A 17,666-nucleotide genomic window follows, 5' to 3' on the forward strand; every position below is an offset into this window, starting at 1 on the left:
GAATGACAAGAAAAAATGCTTATCTTAGATAAGCGTCTTTTCTTGATTTAGTGTCAGTAGCGTTCTACATAAAATTTAAGCCACTACTTTATCTTTAACTCTATTTATCTCGTTATCTTCTCGGGTAGACGCGAGCGCTTGCAAAGTCACAGGTACGCCATTCACTGCCGCATTACCACTTAACTTGTCGATGAGAGTATCATCGGTTAAATCATTGACACTAACGCCAGCATTAGCCTGAGCGATTTTTTGTTTGACGCTTTTGCGACCATGACCGAAGCCGTGCGGAATGCTAACCACGCCTGGCATCAGCTCATCGGTGACCTCAGCGGCGATAATGACTTCACCAACACGCGAGGTGACTTTGACTTGTTGACCCTCTTCGATGTCATAAGCTTTTGCGGTATCTGGATGCAGCATCAACGTACAGCGCGATTTGCCTTTGGTTAGGCGATGACTGTTGTGTAGCCAAGAGTTATTGCTGCGCACATGACGACGCCCAATCAGTAAAATCTGGCTATCGTCATAGCTAGCCATTACATCCCTTACCCGCGCAAGATCGGCTTGATAAAAATCAACATTGAGATTAATTTGCTGATCTTTGTGCTTGATCGCTTCTGGCAGCATGGGTTTTAGCGGCCCTAAATCCATACCGTGAGGGTATTTTTTAAGCTTGCGCAGAGTGAGACCATAATAAGGGCCACGGCGCAGGCCTTGATCGAGCACAAACTGTGGCCCTAGCTTTTGGATGAGTTTACGCTCAATTTTGGTCGCTAGCGGCGCTTTTTTATCCAAACGCTCAGCTAGCTCTAAATATATCTGCCAATCGTGCTTAGCGTCTTTAGGCTTTGTAAATAGCACAGGCGAATATTTGGCAACATTATGGGTGGCAAACCCATTAAAAGTGACATCGTAATGATCACGCTCTAAGGAAGAGACTGGCGGCAGGATAATATTGGCATGACGGCTAGTCTCCGTCACATAATAGTCAAACGACACCATAAATTCTAAATTCTCAAACGCTTTATCTAGCTTCTCGCCATTAGGAGTACTCAGTACTGGATTACCCGCGACACACATAAAACCTTTGAGCTGCCCTTCTCCTTCTACTAGCATCTCATCCGCCATAGCCACTACGGGATACTCGCCGTTGAAGTCAGGTAGATTACTGACGCGGCTATGACGTTTACCCAGATAACCGGGACCGGTATTTTGCACCACGTTGACCGCAGGATTAGGGAACATCAAGCCGCCCACTTCATCCAAGCGACCCGCGACGATATTGATAATCATCACTAGATACTGACTTAATAAGCCAAACTCTTGCACCGAGACGCCCATACGGCTATAACAAACTGAACTTTCGGCTTCGCAGAACTCTTTCACCAAGCGCTTGATCTCTGAAGCTGCGATACCGGTAATACTAGCGACGGATTCCGCGCTATAGCCTTTGGCAAAATCTGCCATACGCTCAATCTCTGGTGCCAAATCCGCTGCTCTATTATTAGCTAGTGATTTCTTAGCATAACCCTGCGCGTAGATCTCATTGAGCATCGCTAATAGCAATAATACGTCGGTCGCAGGACGAATAAAATGATGCTCGCTAGCAATATCAGCAGTTTCTGTACGCCTTGGATCGATGACCACCACTTTGCCAGCGCGAGCTTTGATATCTTTTAGTTTCTGGCGCATATTAGCCGCGGTCATGATACTGCCGTTAGAGGCTAGCGGATTACCGCCGATGATCAGCATGTGCTGAGTGCGATTGACGTCAGGCACAGGAATACGCAGCATGTGACCGAAGAGATGCAAGCTAATAATATGATGCGGTAGCTGATCGATAGAGGTAGCCGAAAAGCGACTACGCGTTTTTATGCTACCAAGTAAATGCTTAATAGTCAGCATACCGCCCAAGTTATGCACGTTAGGATTGCCTAGATAGACCCCAAAAGCGTTGTTGCCATACTTTTTTTGCACCGACTGTATACCTGCGGCGACTTTATCTAACGCTTCTTCCCAACTGATCTTTTTCCAGCCATCAGCGGTGCGCTCGACAGGATGACGCAAGCGATCAGGATCTTCGTGCAAATCTTGCAAGGCGGTTGCTTTCGGACAGATATAGCCTTGCGAGAACGGATCCTCTTTATCGCCTTTGATAGACAGTACTTTTTCGCCGTCATACTTGACGACGATACCGCACATCGCTTCACACAAGTTACAGGTTCTAAAGTGGGTTTGCTCGGTTGATTTTGTCTTTAGCTTGCTCATAGTTTTGCTTCCTTGTTGTTTTAGCGCTTATAGCCTTAGCTAAAAAATTCCGTTTATAATTTTCTTTAAAATTTATTCTAAACAAGTTATTTTAAAAAGCTCTCTTTTTGCCAAAAACGTGTGAATAAAGCATTTAAGTTTTGACATAAAACAGTAATAGCTTGTGCTCGAGTATAACGCTGTTGATGGCAGCCTAATATCAGCTCATGGACTTGCGCCGCCGCAATATCGACACATAGATTGACTTCAGATTCCAAAAAATCACAGTCAGATAGTGTCAAACCTTCAATGAATATCTGCGTCCACTCTTCTTGAATCTCATTGATTAACTGCCCTAAACCGCTATTTGCCGACAACTGAGTTTCAGTACTAGGACTCAAGCGCAGACGATTCTCATTCAAGCGCTGGAATAAGTTAATATTGATAAAGGCGGCATCAAAGATATGAGTGAGACACTGCTCACAGCGCTGATTGAATTGGGTTTCATTGAGCCAAGCATAATCTTTAATCATGGTTATCCAAGCAGCGCGCATGGGCGAGAGATAATTGTCCTTGAGCTGCGCGCTTAGCTGTTGTTGCAACTCATCTAAACTCGCAAAATGATTATAAAAACTCGGCTGCGCAATTCCCGCGCCTTTAGCGACTTTATTCATACTCATGCCAGCGCTGCCTTCAGTACTATACAGATGCAAGGCACTTTGCATTATCGCTTTACGCGTCTTAGCCTTGGCAAGGTTGCGCGGTGATGCGTCAGTCGCTTCTTCACACCCCTCTTCCTTACCATCTACATCATCAATTATTTGTTTCACTTTCAAAGACTGGCCCTTTATTTATTATCTTCATACCTAACGAATATCTCAACTATAAGATTATAGTCATTTAAGCTGTCTGTCTATTATTTAATTTTTCTGATTATCAGATTGGATGAATAAGCTAGCGGTGGATTAAGTAGGGCTGCCAGAAGGGTGCCATGAAAATTCAAAGAGGGTTGGGCTCTATAAAACGATATTATCTAGCAAAGTAATAAACTGACTTAAAATAGCTAAATCTTATATGTGCCATATCCTATACCTCACTGAGATAATGAGCTATGTAGATGTACGTTTTATTCTAATTTTTGCTTATCCTTACAAAGGTTACATAGCCATAATAAATTTATGGTTTCTATTGTCGTTGAGCAACACTAAAAACACCGTTAATACAGACAGTGCGAGCGATAATTTATATAGTGGAAATCACTAGTTATTGATTAACTGCTCAGCTTAGTAGCAGTACATCAAATGCTAGAGAATATAAATTCATTAATCGGCTATATTATAAAAACAGGTAAGCAGAAGGACTTTTATTTTACCAAATTAGCCGCTAATACAAGGATAATCACTATGAATGAACATACTCTCAAAGGCGAATGGAATCAGCTGAAAGGCTCAGTAAAGCAGAAATGGGCGGATTTAACTGATGATGATTTAACTCACATTGAAGGTAGCCGTGATAAATTAGTAGGCCGTGTGCAAGAGCGCTATGGTCATAGCAAAGACGCCGCTGAACGCGAGGTGGACGACTGGCGCCGTGAGAATAATTACTAATAAGTAAATTTACTAATTACAATTAAATCGTTTTTGAGTAAATAATTTAGATTTAAACCGTATTGGCGTAGCCAGTACGGTTTTTGATATGCCAGTGTTAACTTACGAAGATATTTTGACTCTTTGCTAAATACAGTTAGAAAATAATGAATTAAAAACCATAATTCAGATACTATAAGACCGCATAACAATCATTGTTATGCGGTCTTATCGTTAACTATCCTTGTTACCTATCACAACTCATTCCACTGCATCCTTGCAGCACATCGAGTATAGCGTGATAGCAGAGCATCCTGCTCTAAATACAACTAGCTACCAGCATTTCTGCCATCAGCATGGGTCATGTATCCTTACTTCACTAATTCTGGTCATCCTGACTTAAATTACTGAAATATTATCCCTAATTCGGTTAACTCAATCCTTGAGTCACATTCCCTGATGCCGTGTGACTATAATGCCCAAATGTAATTGTCTTGTTAAGAGGCGTTAACGTCAATGCTTGTAAGCATATGCTTACAAGGTAAAATCTAGGTCTAAATAAAGAAAGCGATTTACTTTGTCAGAGCAGCATCTCACCAACGATTCCTACTAAAAATCCTAACGTTGCACCTAGCGGTGTCAGATAGTTTTTAGCGAGTTTACTCTCAGGAATAATATCTTGAATCAGCAGATATAAGATACCGCCACTGGCAAAGGTCATTAGATGAGCGGTTAAATCAGGATGTTTACTCAATAAAAAATGACCTGCTAGCGCCGATAGTATGCCAAAGAAGCTTAATACAAAGAAGATAGCTAAGGTATTTTTGACACTAAAACCGCTTTGTACTAAGTCGCGAAAAGAGTTAAAAGACTCAGGCAAATTTTGTAAGCCGATAAATACTGCTAATAAGGCAGCCATTTGCGGCTCAATAGCGAATACTGCGCCAAGAGCGATTGATTCAGGAATAAAGTCCATCAGCATCGCCAGTAAAGTCGCTTGTCGCCCGCCCGAATTTGCCAAACGATAATCAATAGCCATAAAGACTATCGCGCCTAGTAAGAACGAGCCTATCACACCCCAAACACTAAGCTCCTCCATACCCTTTGGCACTAACACTAGCGCTAATGCCGATAATATAATTCCCGCGCCAAACGACATCAGAGTATGAGTAATCTCGTATTTGATGGGACTATCTTTGACGTGATGATTAAACAAATTGGCCAATAATCCGCCGATAAATACCGTCGCTCCGGCGAAGCCTGAATATAAAATGAGCTTGAATAGCATAACTAATATTTCCTACAATGTCCTATTAGGATTATTCACCTGATGATTAGGCTTGCTCTAAAATAGTTTTAGCGAAAAAAACACTACTTAGCAATACTGTTATAACTAAAAGCTCTCACTCATTACTCAAGCTGTTGCATTGCTTACAACTTGCTGACTTAAAAGACATCTACTAACAGGTTTTGCGACTTACTATGATGATGTAAGAAAATATTTCAAAAATATTTTTCAAGCGATATGAATAAAGTCGCTACTATCAGGTTTAGGAGCTTAAAATATGAAAACACTCTCTACTCTCCCACTTAAAAAACTACTCTCAGCAAGTCTTGTTTTGACGTTGTTTGGCGTGTCGGCTGGTTGTACGGTTGCTAGTCCAGGCTATAATAATCAACCGATATATCAGGGCAATGATGGCTATAAAAACGTTAACTATAATCGCGCTAAACAAGAGCTGCGTAAAGACCTACGCCGTCAAGGCTATCAGTTAATGGATATCAGGCCTGACACTTATCGCGGTAAGCGAGTGATTAAAGCCTATGCAAAAAAGAACAATCAGGCTTATGAGCTTACTTACTCCTATCCTAACTTAAAGCTGCTCAATTCAAATAAAAAACAATGGGATGACGTGTGGCGAGATAAGGATCATAAAAAAGGCAATAAAAAATATAAAAACAATAAGCGCTACGATGATGTCGAAGATAGAATAAAACAAGAAAGTCGCTATTCGGCGGTTAGACAGCGCGCTATTAGAAAGGTAACTGCTATGGGGTACCGTGTTAAGGATATCGAACTCGATGAGAGAAACAATCGCGGCGTATTCGAGATCGAGGCTAAAAAAGGCTCACAAGATTATGAGATTCTGCTCAGCTATCCAAATCTAAATGTCATTAAGATAGAAAAGGATTGATGAGCACGCTGAGCAATAGTAGAGTGATACGCTTTCGCATCGCTGTTATACATACAGTCTTGATGCTGAGGGTCAGATATAAGCGCTTAGCTTTTGTTTGACCCTTTTTTTTATGTCCGTTAAGTCATTTTAATAGCTAAAAATTCAATACTTCAATGACATCATAAGCAGGGGTTTCATAAGGATGCGCTTGTTTTAAGGCTTTAATCACCTCTTCTATCACTGACGTCTTAACCACCATCTCGACGCGCCACTCATCGACTTTTTCAATATTATTTTGACTACCAAGATGCGGATTGCTACCCGCCATTGGCATAAACTGCCCTTGACCTTGTACTTGCCAGCCGCAGTGCTGATAGTTACCGATAGTACCCGCCCCTGCAGCGAATAGCGCGGCTTTAACATCCTCTAACGCTTCATCAGGAATAAAAACGGTAAGTTTATACATGATGCATCCTTATTTTATATCAGCCTATTTTTTTGATAGTGACGGATGATCCGCCCATACATAACGCAATAGCCAGTCTGCCGCCTCCCCTGCGTAATCGATACCGATGCGCGGTCGCAATGACACTGACGGCAAACAACCATCATCTTCGACCCAAACACCAGACTCAGGCGCAATTGGTGCACCGTATAACGCACGGTTAATTTGCAAACGTTTACTTAATTTTCCTGGACCAGCGAACTGCTTGATATAAGAGAGCTGCTTATCAGAACTTAAATTTCGCTCTTCAAGCAAACGCTCGCTATCCTCAGCTAGAAATCCGGCTCGTATCAACACCGACTCTGGAGACTCAGCAGCACCACTGACTAAATTGAGCATCAAATGTACGCCATAAGTCAGATAAACGTAAAACACGCCGCCCTCAGCGTACATGATATCGGCTAGCGAACTGCCTTTTTCGCCTTTGGCTAAGTGCGCCGCAACTGAGCCATCTTGCTGTCCTATATAAGCTTCGGTTTCAGTGATGCGCATGCGTAATGTTTTTTGCACGTTATCCGTGTCGGTTATTCGTCGGCATAAGACTTTGCCAATCAGATCCGCCGCTACCACGCAAGTCGGCCGAGCAAACCAAGAAGGCTCTAGGATAACTGGGATCGTCTTCGCTATGGACATGATAAAATTTGATCCGAATCAGATGATAGCTTTTAGTATAAGCAATATAGCCAAGATAACGGTCGCATCTTAAGAACATTTAAGTAAAATTTTGCATAAAAAAACTGAGCGCGCGGCTCAGTTTTGTTATAGAACTGCTATTTACAGTTTAGTCTAAAGGTACCCCAATACGGCGAGCCACTTCTTCGTAGCCTTCAATCACATCGCCTAGAGACTGACGGAAGCGGTCTTTATCGAGCTTCTTCTTAGTGATTTTGTCCCAGATACGGCAGCCATCGGGTGAGAACTCATCCCCTAAGACAATGCGGTCATGGAAAACGCCAAATTCTAATTTAAAATCAACTAAGATCAAATCGCCTTGATCAAACAGCGCTTTTAGTACCTCATTAACTTGATAGCTTAAGGCTTTCATCTTGGCAAGTTGCTCGTCGGTTGCCCAGTCCAAAGTGACGGCTAGAGATTCGTTAACCATCGGATCGCCTAGCGCGTCGTCTTTATAAAACAGCTCAAAGGTCGGCGGCGTGAGCGCTTGCCCTTCTTCTAGCCCCAAGCGGCGCACTAGACTACCGGCGGCATAGTTACGCACCACACATTCAACGGGCAGCATATCCATGCGTTTGACGAGCACCTCATCGCTAGAGAGCTGCTGCTCAAAATGGGTCTCAATGCCAGCTTCGGTTAGCTTTTGCATAATAAAGCTATTAAAGCGGTTATTGACTTCACCCTTACGTGCTAGCTGTTCAATACGCTTGCCATCTAACGCTGAGGTATCATCACGAAAATGCAGAATCAGCAGATCGTTATCTTCAGTCTCATAGACTGATTTGGCTTTACCTTTATATAAAAGTTGTTGTTTTTGCATGATAAGAATCCTGTTCTTGCAAACTTATATAAGACATCTAAAAGAATAATAGCCGGTTCAATGTAGGCAGAATAAGTGCAGCTGCCATACTGACTATAAAACCTAAGCGCTGCTGCACTGAACGATGACAGCCCGGCAAAGGCTTATAGCAACAGCACGCTAAACGTTTGACGCATTTACTATTTTGAACAGACTATTTAGATGCTATTAAAGTAAAAAATGGTCTATTCAGTAACCGTGGTAGTAGCCACAGTGCGCTGAGGTTTTGGTAATTGATACTGCTTGCCCGCTTCGTTTTCTAAATTCAGCGTATTAACCCCTGCGTTTGGAGTCGGATATAGAGGCACGAATGGCGCTGTTTGTGCATCGGCAGGCAGTTGTAACGGTTTAAGCTTTTGGCTTTGCTGATAGTCCAAGCTACCATTATCACGTTTTCCCACGAACTCTTTTAGAGACTGGCAACCGCTGAGGACTAAAGTGCTCCCTAAAATAACCGCTAGCATAGCAGGGGTGATTTTAGAGATATTTAATTTTAGGATATTTAATGATGTTTTCATCATATTGTCTCTGTATTGTCTTAAGCGTTGGCGCTCATTGGTGATTGCGCTTGGGTTGTAACTTAACGTTTAGCATTAAATGCGCGTTTGCGCTGATGCTTAGGTATTGGCTCATGCTTAGATATTAGATCAAGTTTGCTTTTACCAAGGCTTTATCGATGGTCGCGTGATGCGGCTCAGCCAGCCAAACTAGGGGCAAGCGAATCCCTTTATCTATCATACCCATTTTATGTAGCGCGTATTTGGCAGGGATAGGACTGGACTCAATAAATAAATCACGGTGCAGATGTTCGATGACGTCATGAGCGGCTTTGGCGGCGGTAAAATCACCACGTAAGGCGGCTGCGAAAGTCTCGCTCATCGCTTTTGGTGCGACATTGGCGGTGACTGAAATATTGCCTTTGGCGCCGACTTTCATGAGATCAAGCGCGGTACCGTCATCGCCAGACAAGACTACTAATCTATCGCTAACGGCTTTGATAAGCTGCTCACCGCGCCCAACTGAGCCTGTCGCATCTTTGATAGCCACAATGTTATCAATGTCTGCTAAGCGCTCAACGGTTTCTTGAGCGATATCGACAACGGTACGCCCTGGTACGTTATAGAGCATCTGCGGAATATCAACTGCTTTAGCGATAGTTTTATAATGTTGATATAAACCTTCTTGTGGCGGCTTATTATAGTAAGGCGCCACAAGTAGTGCACAGTCGGCGCCAGCGTCGTAGGCTTCTTGAGTAAGTTTGATAGCCTCATCGGTACTGTTAGCGCCGGTGCCAGCAATCACAGGGATACGACCATCGACGTGCTTGACGAAGAAGCGAATAACCTCGCTATGCTCAGGTACGGATAGGGTAGCCGACTCACCAGTGGTTCCTACCGCTACTAAGCAATGCGTGCCCTGCTCGATTTGCCAATCTATGAGATTTGCTAGACGTTTATAATCGACCTTACCGTCAGGATGCATAGGCGTGACTAAGGCTACCATTGAGCCTTGTAATTGGGTTTTGATATCGTCGTATGCTGTACTCATAACCATGCCTTACTGTTTTTTTTGCGGTAATATTATCAATTTTATATAAAGGAAACGTTAGCTTTTGAGCGTATTTTTGGTTTATAGCTACTACGAGCTGCACGTATAATTAAATGCCCGATAGTGTAGCATATTTTGCTTGAGCTACTAGCTGTCAATTAGCGGCGGCCCCACTTATGAGTCGCACGCTAGGACAATTTATAGCAGTAACCCGCTTTAATCATTATCTTTTCTGTCTAGGATAGACTCAAGCCATCTACGTAAACTATCGAGAGCAGTCTTAAGACACTATTTATAAGCCAATTCTAGCGTAAACCTTCGAAGATAATAAAGTACCTAACCTTAGGTTTCATCCTGTATTAACGAATCGTCAACACATCGATAGTCGGGCGGTATAAGCGAAACGGTAAGCTGCGAGTACCGATACCGCTACTGACAAATACTTGCGCACTACCATGCTGATATAAGCCGCGTTTACTGAATTTACTGTTAAAAGTGCTAAAGACGGTTTGGCTATTCTCATCAGTAGCTACCGATCGACGTTGTTCACGGGTTAACGCTTTTGACTTTGCTTTTTTGGCCGCGCCTGCTATCAGTAGCGGTCTTGGCTGCAAGTCATTAGGCAGATCGGTGATACTATCGAAGCGTGAAGCTAAAATAACGACTGGTCGCTGTGCTCTTCTGATCTCTTCGCAAAGCTCAGCTTTATTAGCAGTCACGATAACCTCTTGGCTAAGCTCTTTTTTGCTCAGCTCTGTTCTACTAGGGATTTTGTCATCTAGCAAGCGAGTAGCGTCGTGTTTTTTGACTTTATGGTAACAATCTAAAGGCGCGTCTGTCTCTGTGGCGACTTCCTGCATTTTATTGACCTCAGCGCTGGCCTGTTTGGTAGCCTGATTCGGCAAGTCTTGCCAGCCGCATAGCATAGCTAGACTCGCTTCAGCGCCGACTATTCTTTGCTTTTGATCAAGGGTTGTGCTTTGGGTCGGTAGCGGCCAGCACTGCTGACCTATATAGGTAACGTCCAAGACATCAAAAGCGCTTGCTAAGGTATCTTCTAATAAAGGCTTACCTTGCTTAGTGGTATTCATCGATTGATAACGTAGATCTGAGATGCTCATAACGGTATAAATGGGCTTATTGACCCCTTTAAATAACATCATCTGCCCTACTAAGTCGGCACCTGGATAATAAAGCCAGTCACCGGTAATCAATACCGCATCTACCGACAACTCATTGATAGTGGTAATCAGCTTACGGATATGTCGAGGCTTGCCGCTATATAGTCCAATACGTAGATCCGCCAGCACCGCTACTGTCAAAGGCTTATCTAGGCTTAAATCAACCGCCTGATGATGCAGGCGCAGACGATTGGGCTGTACCACGACGGTATAAAAGTACAGCGCCATAGCAGCTAGAATAAATAACACCGCTGAAGTCGTTAACCCCATCAGCTTTGGCGTCAAACCATAAGTCCAACCGACTACCGTGAGCACCGCCCAAAACGGCATAGTGTAAGCGGCGTAATACAATATCAATTTTAGCCAAATAGCGAAAAAGCGCTTGGTAGGATTGGCATTAAAGGTTTGTAGCCAAGACCACAGCACTATATACGCTAGCAGTAGTGCCGCCGCCGTCGTCGTCAAAGTGGTGAGTAATGGCTCAGTCATGGTTACCTATCTGTGAAGCGCACTAAAATTATGCGCTCCTTTTATAAAATCGGTCATTATAAAAGGCTATAACGGTGATAAACAAGCCCTATTCTATACGCAGACCGATAATAGCGGGAATGCCTTGACGCACAACCTCGATAGTCACTACGCCTTGCTTAGGTAGTGAGGAGATAGCGCTAGTAAAGTCAGTCACAGTCTTAATCGGTTTTTGGTGCAGATTAGTGACGATGTCACCAGCCATAATGCCAGATCTTGCGGCTAAGCCAGTAGGATCAACGGCTGTCACTAAGACACCAACCTGACTTTCTGAGGCAAACTGTGCTTGCTCATCGGTGGTCAAGTCGCGTAGACGTAGGCCTAGCTGTACCTCATTGTTCTGCTTATCGCGGCTCTGCGCTTGCACATCACCCGGCGCACGGCTGAGCTTGCCGGTCAACATCAAGCGCTTACCCTCACGCTGGATTTGGACTTGAAAAGAATCATCTGGACGCGCGCGGTTCAGTAAGTTCAGTAAATCATCGGCGCGTATAATCTGCACCTCATTATACTGCAATATAATATCACCAGTCTTGAGTCCGGCTCTTTGCGCTGGCGAGTCTGGCGAGACTCGGGTCAATAAGGCACCTTGTGGCCGCGATAACTTATAAACTTCTGCTAAGTTGCGATCGATATCCTGCGGATAGATGCCTAAATAAGCACGAGTCACCTCGCCATTGGTTTTGAGCTGCTCATAGATATCCATTGCCGCATTCATTGGGATAGAGAACGATAGTCCCATGTAGCCGCCAGTACCACTAAAGATACGCGAGTTGATACCGATGACCTCTCCGCGTTGATTGAAGAGCGGGCCACCGGAGTTTCCAGGGTTGAGTGCTACATCCGTCTGAATAAACGGTACGCTAGTCTCCCGCGAAAAGCTACGCGACTTGGCACTAACGATACCCGCTGAAGCAGAGTAGTCAAACCCAAAGGGCGAGCCTATTGCGAGTACAGGCTCACCCACTTTTAACAGATTGGAATCGCCAATACTCAAAGCAGGAAACTGACTGCCCTTCACCTTTAGCACCGCAACATCTGAGCGCTCATCACTACCCACTAACACCGCATCTAACTCAGTGCGATCATTGAGAGTCACAGTAATCTTATCGGCCCCCTCAACGACGTGATGATTGGTCAGCATATAACCATCAGTAGTGACAAAAAACCCAGTACCATAGGCGTTTTCGATAGCGGGTGTGGGCGGCCGGTCTGGGAGACGCACGCGATCACCAAAGAACTGACGTAGCAGCTCTGCGGTTTGCGCTTGGGCCAGCTCCTCATCGCTGATATTGGTCGTCACGTTGACCCGAGCTACCCCTGGTGTCACTTGCTGTACTAAATCTGAGAAGTCCGTACTAGCGACCGCGGCTTGGGCAGGAGTAACCATCAAGGGACTCAAAGTAGCAGCGCCGACCCCTATCGCTACGGCTAGTAAGCTGCGCTGCCACCAATATTTGAGGTTATAATCGGCCATTTGCCCCTGCATATTCTTCCCCTTATGCTAACTTTATATTATTATTTGCGGTTTTTATGCTCAATATCAACTTATTGGCATGAAAACTCCTATTAGTATGAGGTAATTTTAACGTTAATAACAGTGTCGTCTGAGTGTCGTCTGAGTATTGTCTGTCAGTCTCTTGCTGAGTCATTATTCTGGTTGTCTAAGCCATAAGTGCTTTTATGACTAAAGAATGACCGTCAGCTTGGTAGCGTGCTGATACAACTGAAATAAAATCATGCTATTATGATAAACCGAATACTATCTACGGCAAACAAAAGTCAGCTATCATCCTTTGATATTTGCTATGACCGTCATGAAGTGGTCAGGCTAAAATTTAACTTTAAAATAAAACCTCATTAGCGCTTTATAGCATTATTAAACCGACGCTAATCTGTGATATGTGACAGGTTTATAAAAAGGATTAATTTATGGATACCGCCCTATTACTATCTGGCGTAGTTGGCGTCGGCATCGCCGCCCAATGGCTAGCTTGGTACTTAAAGCAACCGTCCATTTTGTTTTTATTATTAATTGGCATTATCGTTGGACCTATCCTTGGTATTTTCGATCCTGATTTGGTACTAGGCGAGCTGATGTTCCCCTTTATCTCTTTGGGGGTGGCCATCATTCTATTTGAAGGCTCTTTGACCTTAGAGTTTGATGAAATCAAGCAGCATGGCACGGTCGTACAGATGCTAGTGTCGGTAGGTGTGGTTATTACTATCGCCATCGTTGCGCTCTCAACCTATTTACTATTCGATGTCGATCCGCTGATCGCTTTACTCTTCGGTGCGCTCGTTTGTGTGACTGGGCCGACAGTGATCATGCCGCTATTACGTAGCGTTCGTCCCAATAAGACCATCTCCAATATTCTAAAGTGGGAAGGCATCATTATCGACCCTATTGGCGCCATCGCCGTAGTCTTGGTCTATGAATACATCATCTCAGGTGGACAAGCCAACAGCATTCTCTTATTTGCCAAAATTGTCGTATTGGCTACCGCTTTGGGCTTAGTCGGTGCTTGGGTATTGGCCTTCTTAATGCGCCGCCATATGATACCTGAGTTTTTGCGCAACGTCTTTACGTTAGCTTTTGTATTGGTGCTTTTTTCGATCTCCAACCATCTAGAGCATGAGTCTGGACTGTTGACGGTGACTGTCTTAGGTGTGGCATTAGCCAACTGGCCAAAATTCCCGCGCGACAACATACTAGAGTTCAACGAGTCGCTGACGGTACTACTGATATCTGTGCTATTTATTATCCTTGCCGCTCGTGTCGAGCTCTCCAGTCTGCTCAGTGTCGGTTTTGCAGGCTTAGTTTTACTAGCGATTGTGATGCTAGTCGCGCGACCGCTTTCGGTTTGGGCTTCCTCTATTGGCTCCAACCTAAAGACTAATGAGAAGCTGATGATCAGTTGGATTGGTCCGCGCGGTATCGTAGCCGCCGCTATCTCCTCCTTATTTGCCATTCGATTACAAGAGTATGATATTCAAGGCGTTGAGCTATTAGTGCCATTAGTCTTTATGGTGATCATCGGTACGGTAATGATTCAAGGTTTAGGGGCCAAATTCGTCGGTAATTTATTAGGCGTACGTGAGCCTGAGACCAACGGTATCTTGATTGTCGGTTCTAACCCCATTGCGCTGTTAGTAGCGACATCTCTAAAAGAACAAGGCTTTGATGTCATCGTCGCCCATAACAACTATACTAATATTGCCAAAGCGCGTATGAGCGGGCTGCGAACTTATTTTGGCAATCCCATCTCAGATCATGCCGATCATCATCTCGATCTCATCGGTATCGGTCGTCTGTTCGCTATGAGTATGGATAAAGAGATGAACACCTTATCTGAGATTCATTATCGTCATGAATTCGGTGAGCGTAAGCTGTATCGTCTCAAATTCAGCGAAGAAAAAGTTAAAAGCGAGCGCGATGACAAACAATCGAACTTCAGCTCGCAGTGGCTATTTGGCAAGGATGTGACTTATACCAAGCTGGCGAGCATGATCTCCAAAAAAGCCAAGATTAAGATCACTAATATCACTGATAGTTATAATTATGAGCAGTATAAGGCCGATAACAAGCAATTTGTACCGCTCTATACTATCGATAAAGAAGGTAAGCTGCACGTCATCACTGATAAATTCGATGGTAATGTCCCACGTGATCGTAAGCTTATCGCCTTAGTGGTTGATGATGGCATCAAGCCAAAACCAGTGGACGTCACGGCCAAGCAAGAACAAGCTCGCGCCGCAGCCGATGCAGACTTTGAGGCCAGCTATAAAGCGCCTGAAAAACGTAAAGAAAAAGAGTTAGTAGAAGATGCTGCTACTGATAGTGCAACAGAAGCGAACACGGCTGATGTTAAAGAAGGTGGCGTTGACAACGCCAGCGCTAACGGTTCTGGTAATAATGAGCAAAGCGCCGCTTCCCAAGTCGACGACAATAAAGCCTCTAAGGCGGACCCTATTTCTGATAAAAGCACTGTAAAACCGACTACCTTAGCTGCAGAAGACACAGTGGCTAAAGGCGTAAAGGCGAATAACGCCCAAGCCGCGACCAAGACTAACACTGGTACTAACGTCAGCGGACGAGCGCCAAAGACGAAAACGGGAGCGCTCGACCCCAATCGTCTGCCTGGCAGTAATGATAGCAGTAGTAATAATAGCACTGATAAATAGCGAGTCTTAACACTGTTATTCGCTGAAAGCTAGCACAAATAAAAACGCCAACTCCTTGATCTGAGTTGGCGTTTTTATTGAGTCATTGCTTTATAAAAGCCCTGACAAAAGCGATTAGTTTAAATCAAAGCGAGCTTGCACAGTTTGCCAAACACGCATACCGACTTCATCACTACTACCGCTAGCATCGATACGCTCAATCCGCTCAGGATACTGTGCGGCAAGCGTACTAAACCCATGATGAACGCGGGTGAAAAATTCCGTGGCCTGCTGCTCAAAGCGATCAGCCGCGCTACGTTTGCCGGCGCGGGCCATGCCTTCTAACACAGGCAAATCCAGCCATAACGTCAGCTCAGGTAGAGGCGCGATAAACAGCGCGATAAGACTATCAATTTTTGCTAAAACTCGCTTATCGCCATCGGCGCGGCCATAGCCTTGATAAGCAATGGTCGAGTCCGTAAAGCGATCACAAATCACCCAAGCGCCGCGCTGCAAGGCTGGCAAGATAACGTGCTGTAAATGATCCGCGCGCGCGGCGAATAATAGCAGTAGCTCGGTATCGTCGTTGATATCGGTCGCCGGATCTAGCAAGATCTCGCGTAGACGCTCTGCAAAAGGGCTACCGCCTGGCTCACGGGTACGTATGTAGTCGATACCAGCGGCCTGCAAGCGCTGGCATAAGCCATCAATAGCTGTGGTCTTACCAACGCCTTCTGTACCTTCAAAACTAATAAACCGACCTACTGTTGTTGTCACATTATTCCTTAAATCATACTAAGCCAATTTTTATGCTTATTTGAGCTTGATTGAGCGCGATTATTACTCACCAGGCGGGGTTTGTGATTTTTTCTCACGCATAACTTTTAGATACTCTTGCACCGCTTTATTGTGTTCGCTCAAGCTATTGGTGAATTTATGACCGCCCATGCCCGTCGCTACAAAATACAGTGCCTCGCTATCAGCAGGATGCAAAGTCGCTTCGATAGAGGCAGGCGACGGCAAGGAGATTGGCGTTGGCGGTAAACCGTCGATTTGATAGGTGTTATAACCGGTCTTCTCATCGATATCTTTACGGCGGATATTGCCATTGTAGCGGCTACCCATACCATAGATAATCGTTGGATCGGTTTGCAGGCGCATGCTTTGTTTTAAACGATTATTGAACACCGCCGATACCAGCGGGCGCTCATCGGCTACGCTGGTTTCTTTCTCAATAATAGAGGCCATAATCAGCGCTTGATAAGGGCTGTCATAAGGCAGATCTGGCGCGCGATTCTCCCATGCTTCAGTTAGAGCCTGCTGCTGACGCTTGTACAAATCGGTCAAGACTTGGGTGTCGGTTGCGCCTTCCCCGTAATAATAAGTATCTGGGGTAAACCAGCCTTCAAGATTGTAGTTGACGATAGGATCATCGCTCGTCGTCACCGACTCTGGCAGTATCCCAGCCAAATCCAGCGCTTTGGCGATACTGGCATTATCTGCACCCTCGACTAGCACTTCTTTGACGATACCTTCATTGTCACGCAAGTTCTGATACAGATCGCTTGCCGTCTTGCCTTCGATGACTTGTACTTTGACCATCGCCACTTTTGCGCCTTGACCAAATATATGCAAGGCTTCTGCAATCGTTGGGTTCTCAGGCAGCGGATAGATACCCGCGTGTAGCGGCGCATCGACTTGCGACTTGATGTAGAGCTTGGCAATACTAGCCGAGAACAGCGGGATTTGTTGTTGCCACTGCGGTAGCAGGCCATAATAAGTATCGCCCTGCTCAATAGTAACTTTTTGGGCAGGCTGAGTGATACGGCCAAATAACGTTTGATACACCATCACTAGCAAAAAAGCGGCAATTAGCCCAAGCACTAACAAAATCTGATAGCCGCGTTGCATAAAAAACGATGGATTGTCTTTTTTGTAGCGCCGCGGTTTACTGCCGCCACTAATTAGGGAGACGTCTGTCGCTGGCGCTTTGTCTAGATCATCAGTAGCGTCACGCTCAGAGGTTGACTCTACGCGTGATGAGTCGACTATCTCAGGGTTTGACTGAGTCGAATCAGTAGAAGCGCTGTCATTAGGTTTGTTATCAGGGTTTTCAGGGGTCGGCGTGCTCATGGCAACTCAAAGGGCAGAAGTTTGCTAGAATTTAGCACTGAACCGTAAGCTTTTCAATGGTAT

At 44.7% G+C, this 17,666-nt stretch carries 15 protein-coding genes; 3 read left to right on the top strand and 12 right to left on the bottom strand.

Annotated elements, in window-relative coordinates; translation table 11 throughout:
* Positions 1–75: 75 nt before the first annotated feature.
* On the bottom strand, positions 76–2,268 hold the full coding sequence (locus ACS8E3_RS01330; RefSeq protein WP_439240404.1) for a molybdopterin oxidoreductase family protein: 2,193 nt from the start codon (positions 2,266–2,268) through the stop codon (positions 76–78).
* 86 nt (positions 2,269–2,354) lie between these two features.
* The gene (locus tag ACS8E3_RS01335) at positions 2,355–3,077 is read right to left on the bottom strand and encodes a TetR/AcrR family transcriptional regulator (RefSeq protein ID WP_439240406.1); all 723 of its coding nucleotides are present in this window, start codon (positions 3,075–3,077) and stop codon (positions 2,355–2,357) included.
* 573 nt (positions 3,078–3,650) lie between these two features.
* Here ACS8E3_RS01335 and ACS8E3_RS01340 point away from each other — a divergent pair.
* The gene (locus ACS8E3_RS01340; protein WP_439240408.1) at positions 3,651–3,854 is read left to right on the top strand and encodes a CsbD family protein; all 204 of its coding nucleotides are present in this window, start codon (positions 3,651–3,653) and stop codon (positions 3,852–3,854) included.
* A gap of 559 nt (positions 3,855–4,413) precedes the next feature.
* Here ACS8E3_RS01340 and ACS8E3_RS01345 read toward each other — a convergent pair.
* Positions 4,414–5,121 (bottom strand): ZIP family metal transporter, encoded by a 708-nt coding sequence (locus ACS8E3_RS01345; protein ID WP_439240410.1) that lies wholly within the window; start codon positions 5,119–5,121, stop codon positions 4,414–4,416.
* Positions 5,122–5,398: 277 nt separating this feature from the next.
* On the opposite strand from ACS8E3_RS01345, the gene ACS8E3_RS01350 reads away from it, so the two are divergent.
* Complete coding sequence (locus ACS8E3_RS01350) at positions 5,399–6,028, top strand: hypothetical protein (protein WP_439240412.1); 630 nt, start codon at positions 5,399–5,401, stop codon at positions 6,026–6,028.
* Between the two features lie 136 nt (positions 6,029–6,164).
* On the opposite strand, the gene cutA is transcribed toward ACS8E3_RS01350, so the two are convergent.
* The 7 genes from cutA to ACS8E3_RS01385 all read right to left on the bottom strand — a co-directional run bounded on the left by cutA (position 6,165) and on the right by ACS8E3_RS01385 (position 12,795).
* On the bottom strand, positions 6,165–6,476 hold the full coding sequence (gene cutA, locus ACS8E3_RS01355; RefSeq protein WP_439240414.1) for a divalent cation tolerance protein CutA: 312 nt from the start codon (positions 6,474–6,476) through the stop codon (positions 6,165–6,167).
* A 24-nt stretch (positions 6,477–6,500) separates the two neighbouring features.
* Entirely contained in the window at positions 6,501–7,148 is a 648-nt protein-coding gene (locus tag ACS8E3_RS01360; protein WP_439240415.1) for a DNA-3-methyladenine glycosylase, read from the bottom strand.
* Between the two features lie 148 nt (positions 7,149–7,296).
* Entirely contained in the window at positions 7,297–8,010 is a 714-nt protein-coding gene (gene purC, locus ACS8E3_RS01365) for a phosphoribosylaminoimidazolesuccinocarboxamide synthase (RefSeq protein ID WP_439240417.1), read from the bottom strand.
* Positions 8,011–8,234: 224 nt separating this feature from the next.
* Positions 8,235–8,567: a hypothetical protein gene (locus ACS8E3_RS01370; RefSeq protein WP_439240419.1), complete on the bottom strand. Its 333-nt coding sequence runs from the start codon at positions 8,565–8,567 to the stop codon at positions 8,235–8,237.
* A gap of 124 nt (positions 8,568–8,691) precedes the next feature.
* A complete protein-coding gene (dapA, locus tag ACS8E3_RS01375; RefSeq protein ID WP_439240421.1) occupies positions 8,692–9,597 on the bottom strand; it encodes a 4-hydroxy-tetrahydrodipicolinate synthase in 906 nt (301 codons plus the stop codon).
* A 359-nt stretch (positions 9,598–9,956) separates the two neighbouring features.
* Positions 9,957–11,267: a hypothetical protein gene (locus ACS8E3_RS01380; protein WP_439240423.1), complete on the bottom strand. Its 1,311-nt coding sequence runs from the start codon at positions 11,265–11,267 to the stop codon at positions 9,957–9,959.
* A gap of 88 nt (positions 11,268–11,355) precedes the next feature.
* Positions 11,356–12,795, bottom strand: a complete 1,440-nt coding sequence (locus ACS8E3_RS01385) for a Do family serine endopeptidase (protein ID WP_439240426.1) — start codon at positions 12,793–12,795, stop codon at positions 11,356–11,358.
* Positions 12,796–13,238: 443 nt separating this feature from the next.
* On the opposite strand from ACS8E3_RS01385, the gene ACS8E3_RS01390 reads away from it, so the two are divergent.
* Positions 13,239–15,491 (top strand): cation:proton antiporter, encoded by a 2,253-nt coding sequence (locus tag ACS8E3_RS01390; protein WP_439240428.1) that lies wholly within the window; start codon positions 13,239–13,241, stop codon positions 15,489–15,491.
* 114 nt (positions 15,492–15,605) lie between these two features.
* On the opposite strand, the gene tmk is transcribed toward ACS8E3_RS01390, so the two are convergent.
* Together tmk and mltG are read right to left on the bottom strand one after the other, a co-directional pair.
* Positions 15,606–16,247, bottom strand: a complete 642-nt coding sequence (gene tmk, locus ACS8E3_RS01395; RefSeq protein WP_439240430.1) for a dTMP kinase — start codon at positions 16,245–16,247, stop codon at positions 15,606–15,608.
* 63 nt (positions 16,248–16,310) lie between these two features.
* Positions 16,311–17,603, bottom strand: coding sequence for an endolytic transglycosylase MltG (mltG, locus tag ACS8E3_RS01400; protein ID WP_439240432.1), 1,293 nt, complete (start codon positions 17,601–17,603; stop codon positions 16,311–16,313).
* Positions 17,604–17,666 lie beyond the last annotated feature (63 nt).

Source organism: Psychrobacter sp. 2Y5 (assembly GCF_051847375.1).
In the GTDB taxonomy this organism is placed as follows: domain Bacteria; phylum Pseudomonadota; class Gammaproteobacteria; order Pseudomonadales; family Moraxellaceae; genus Psychrobacter.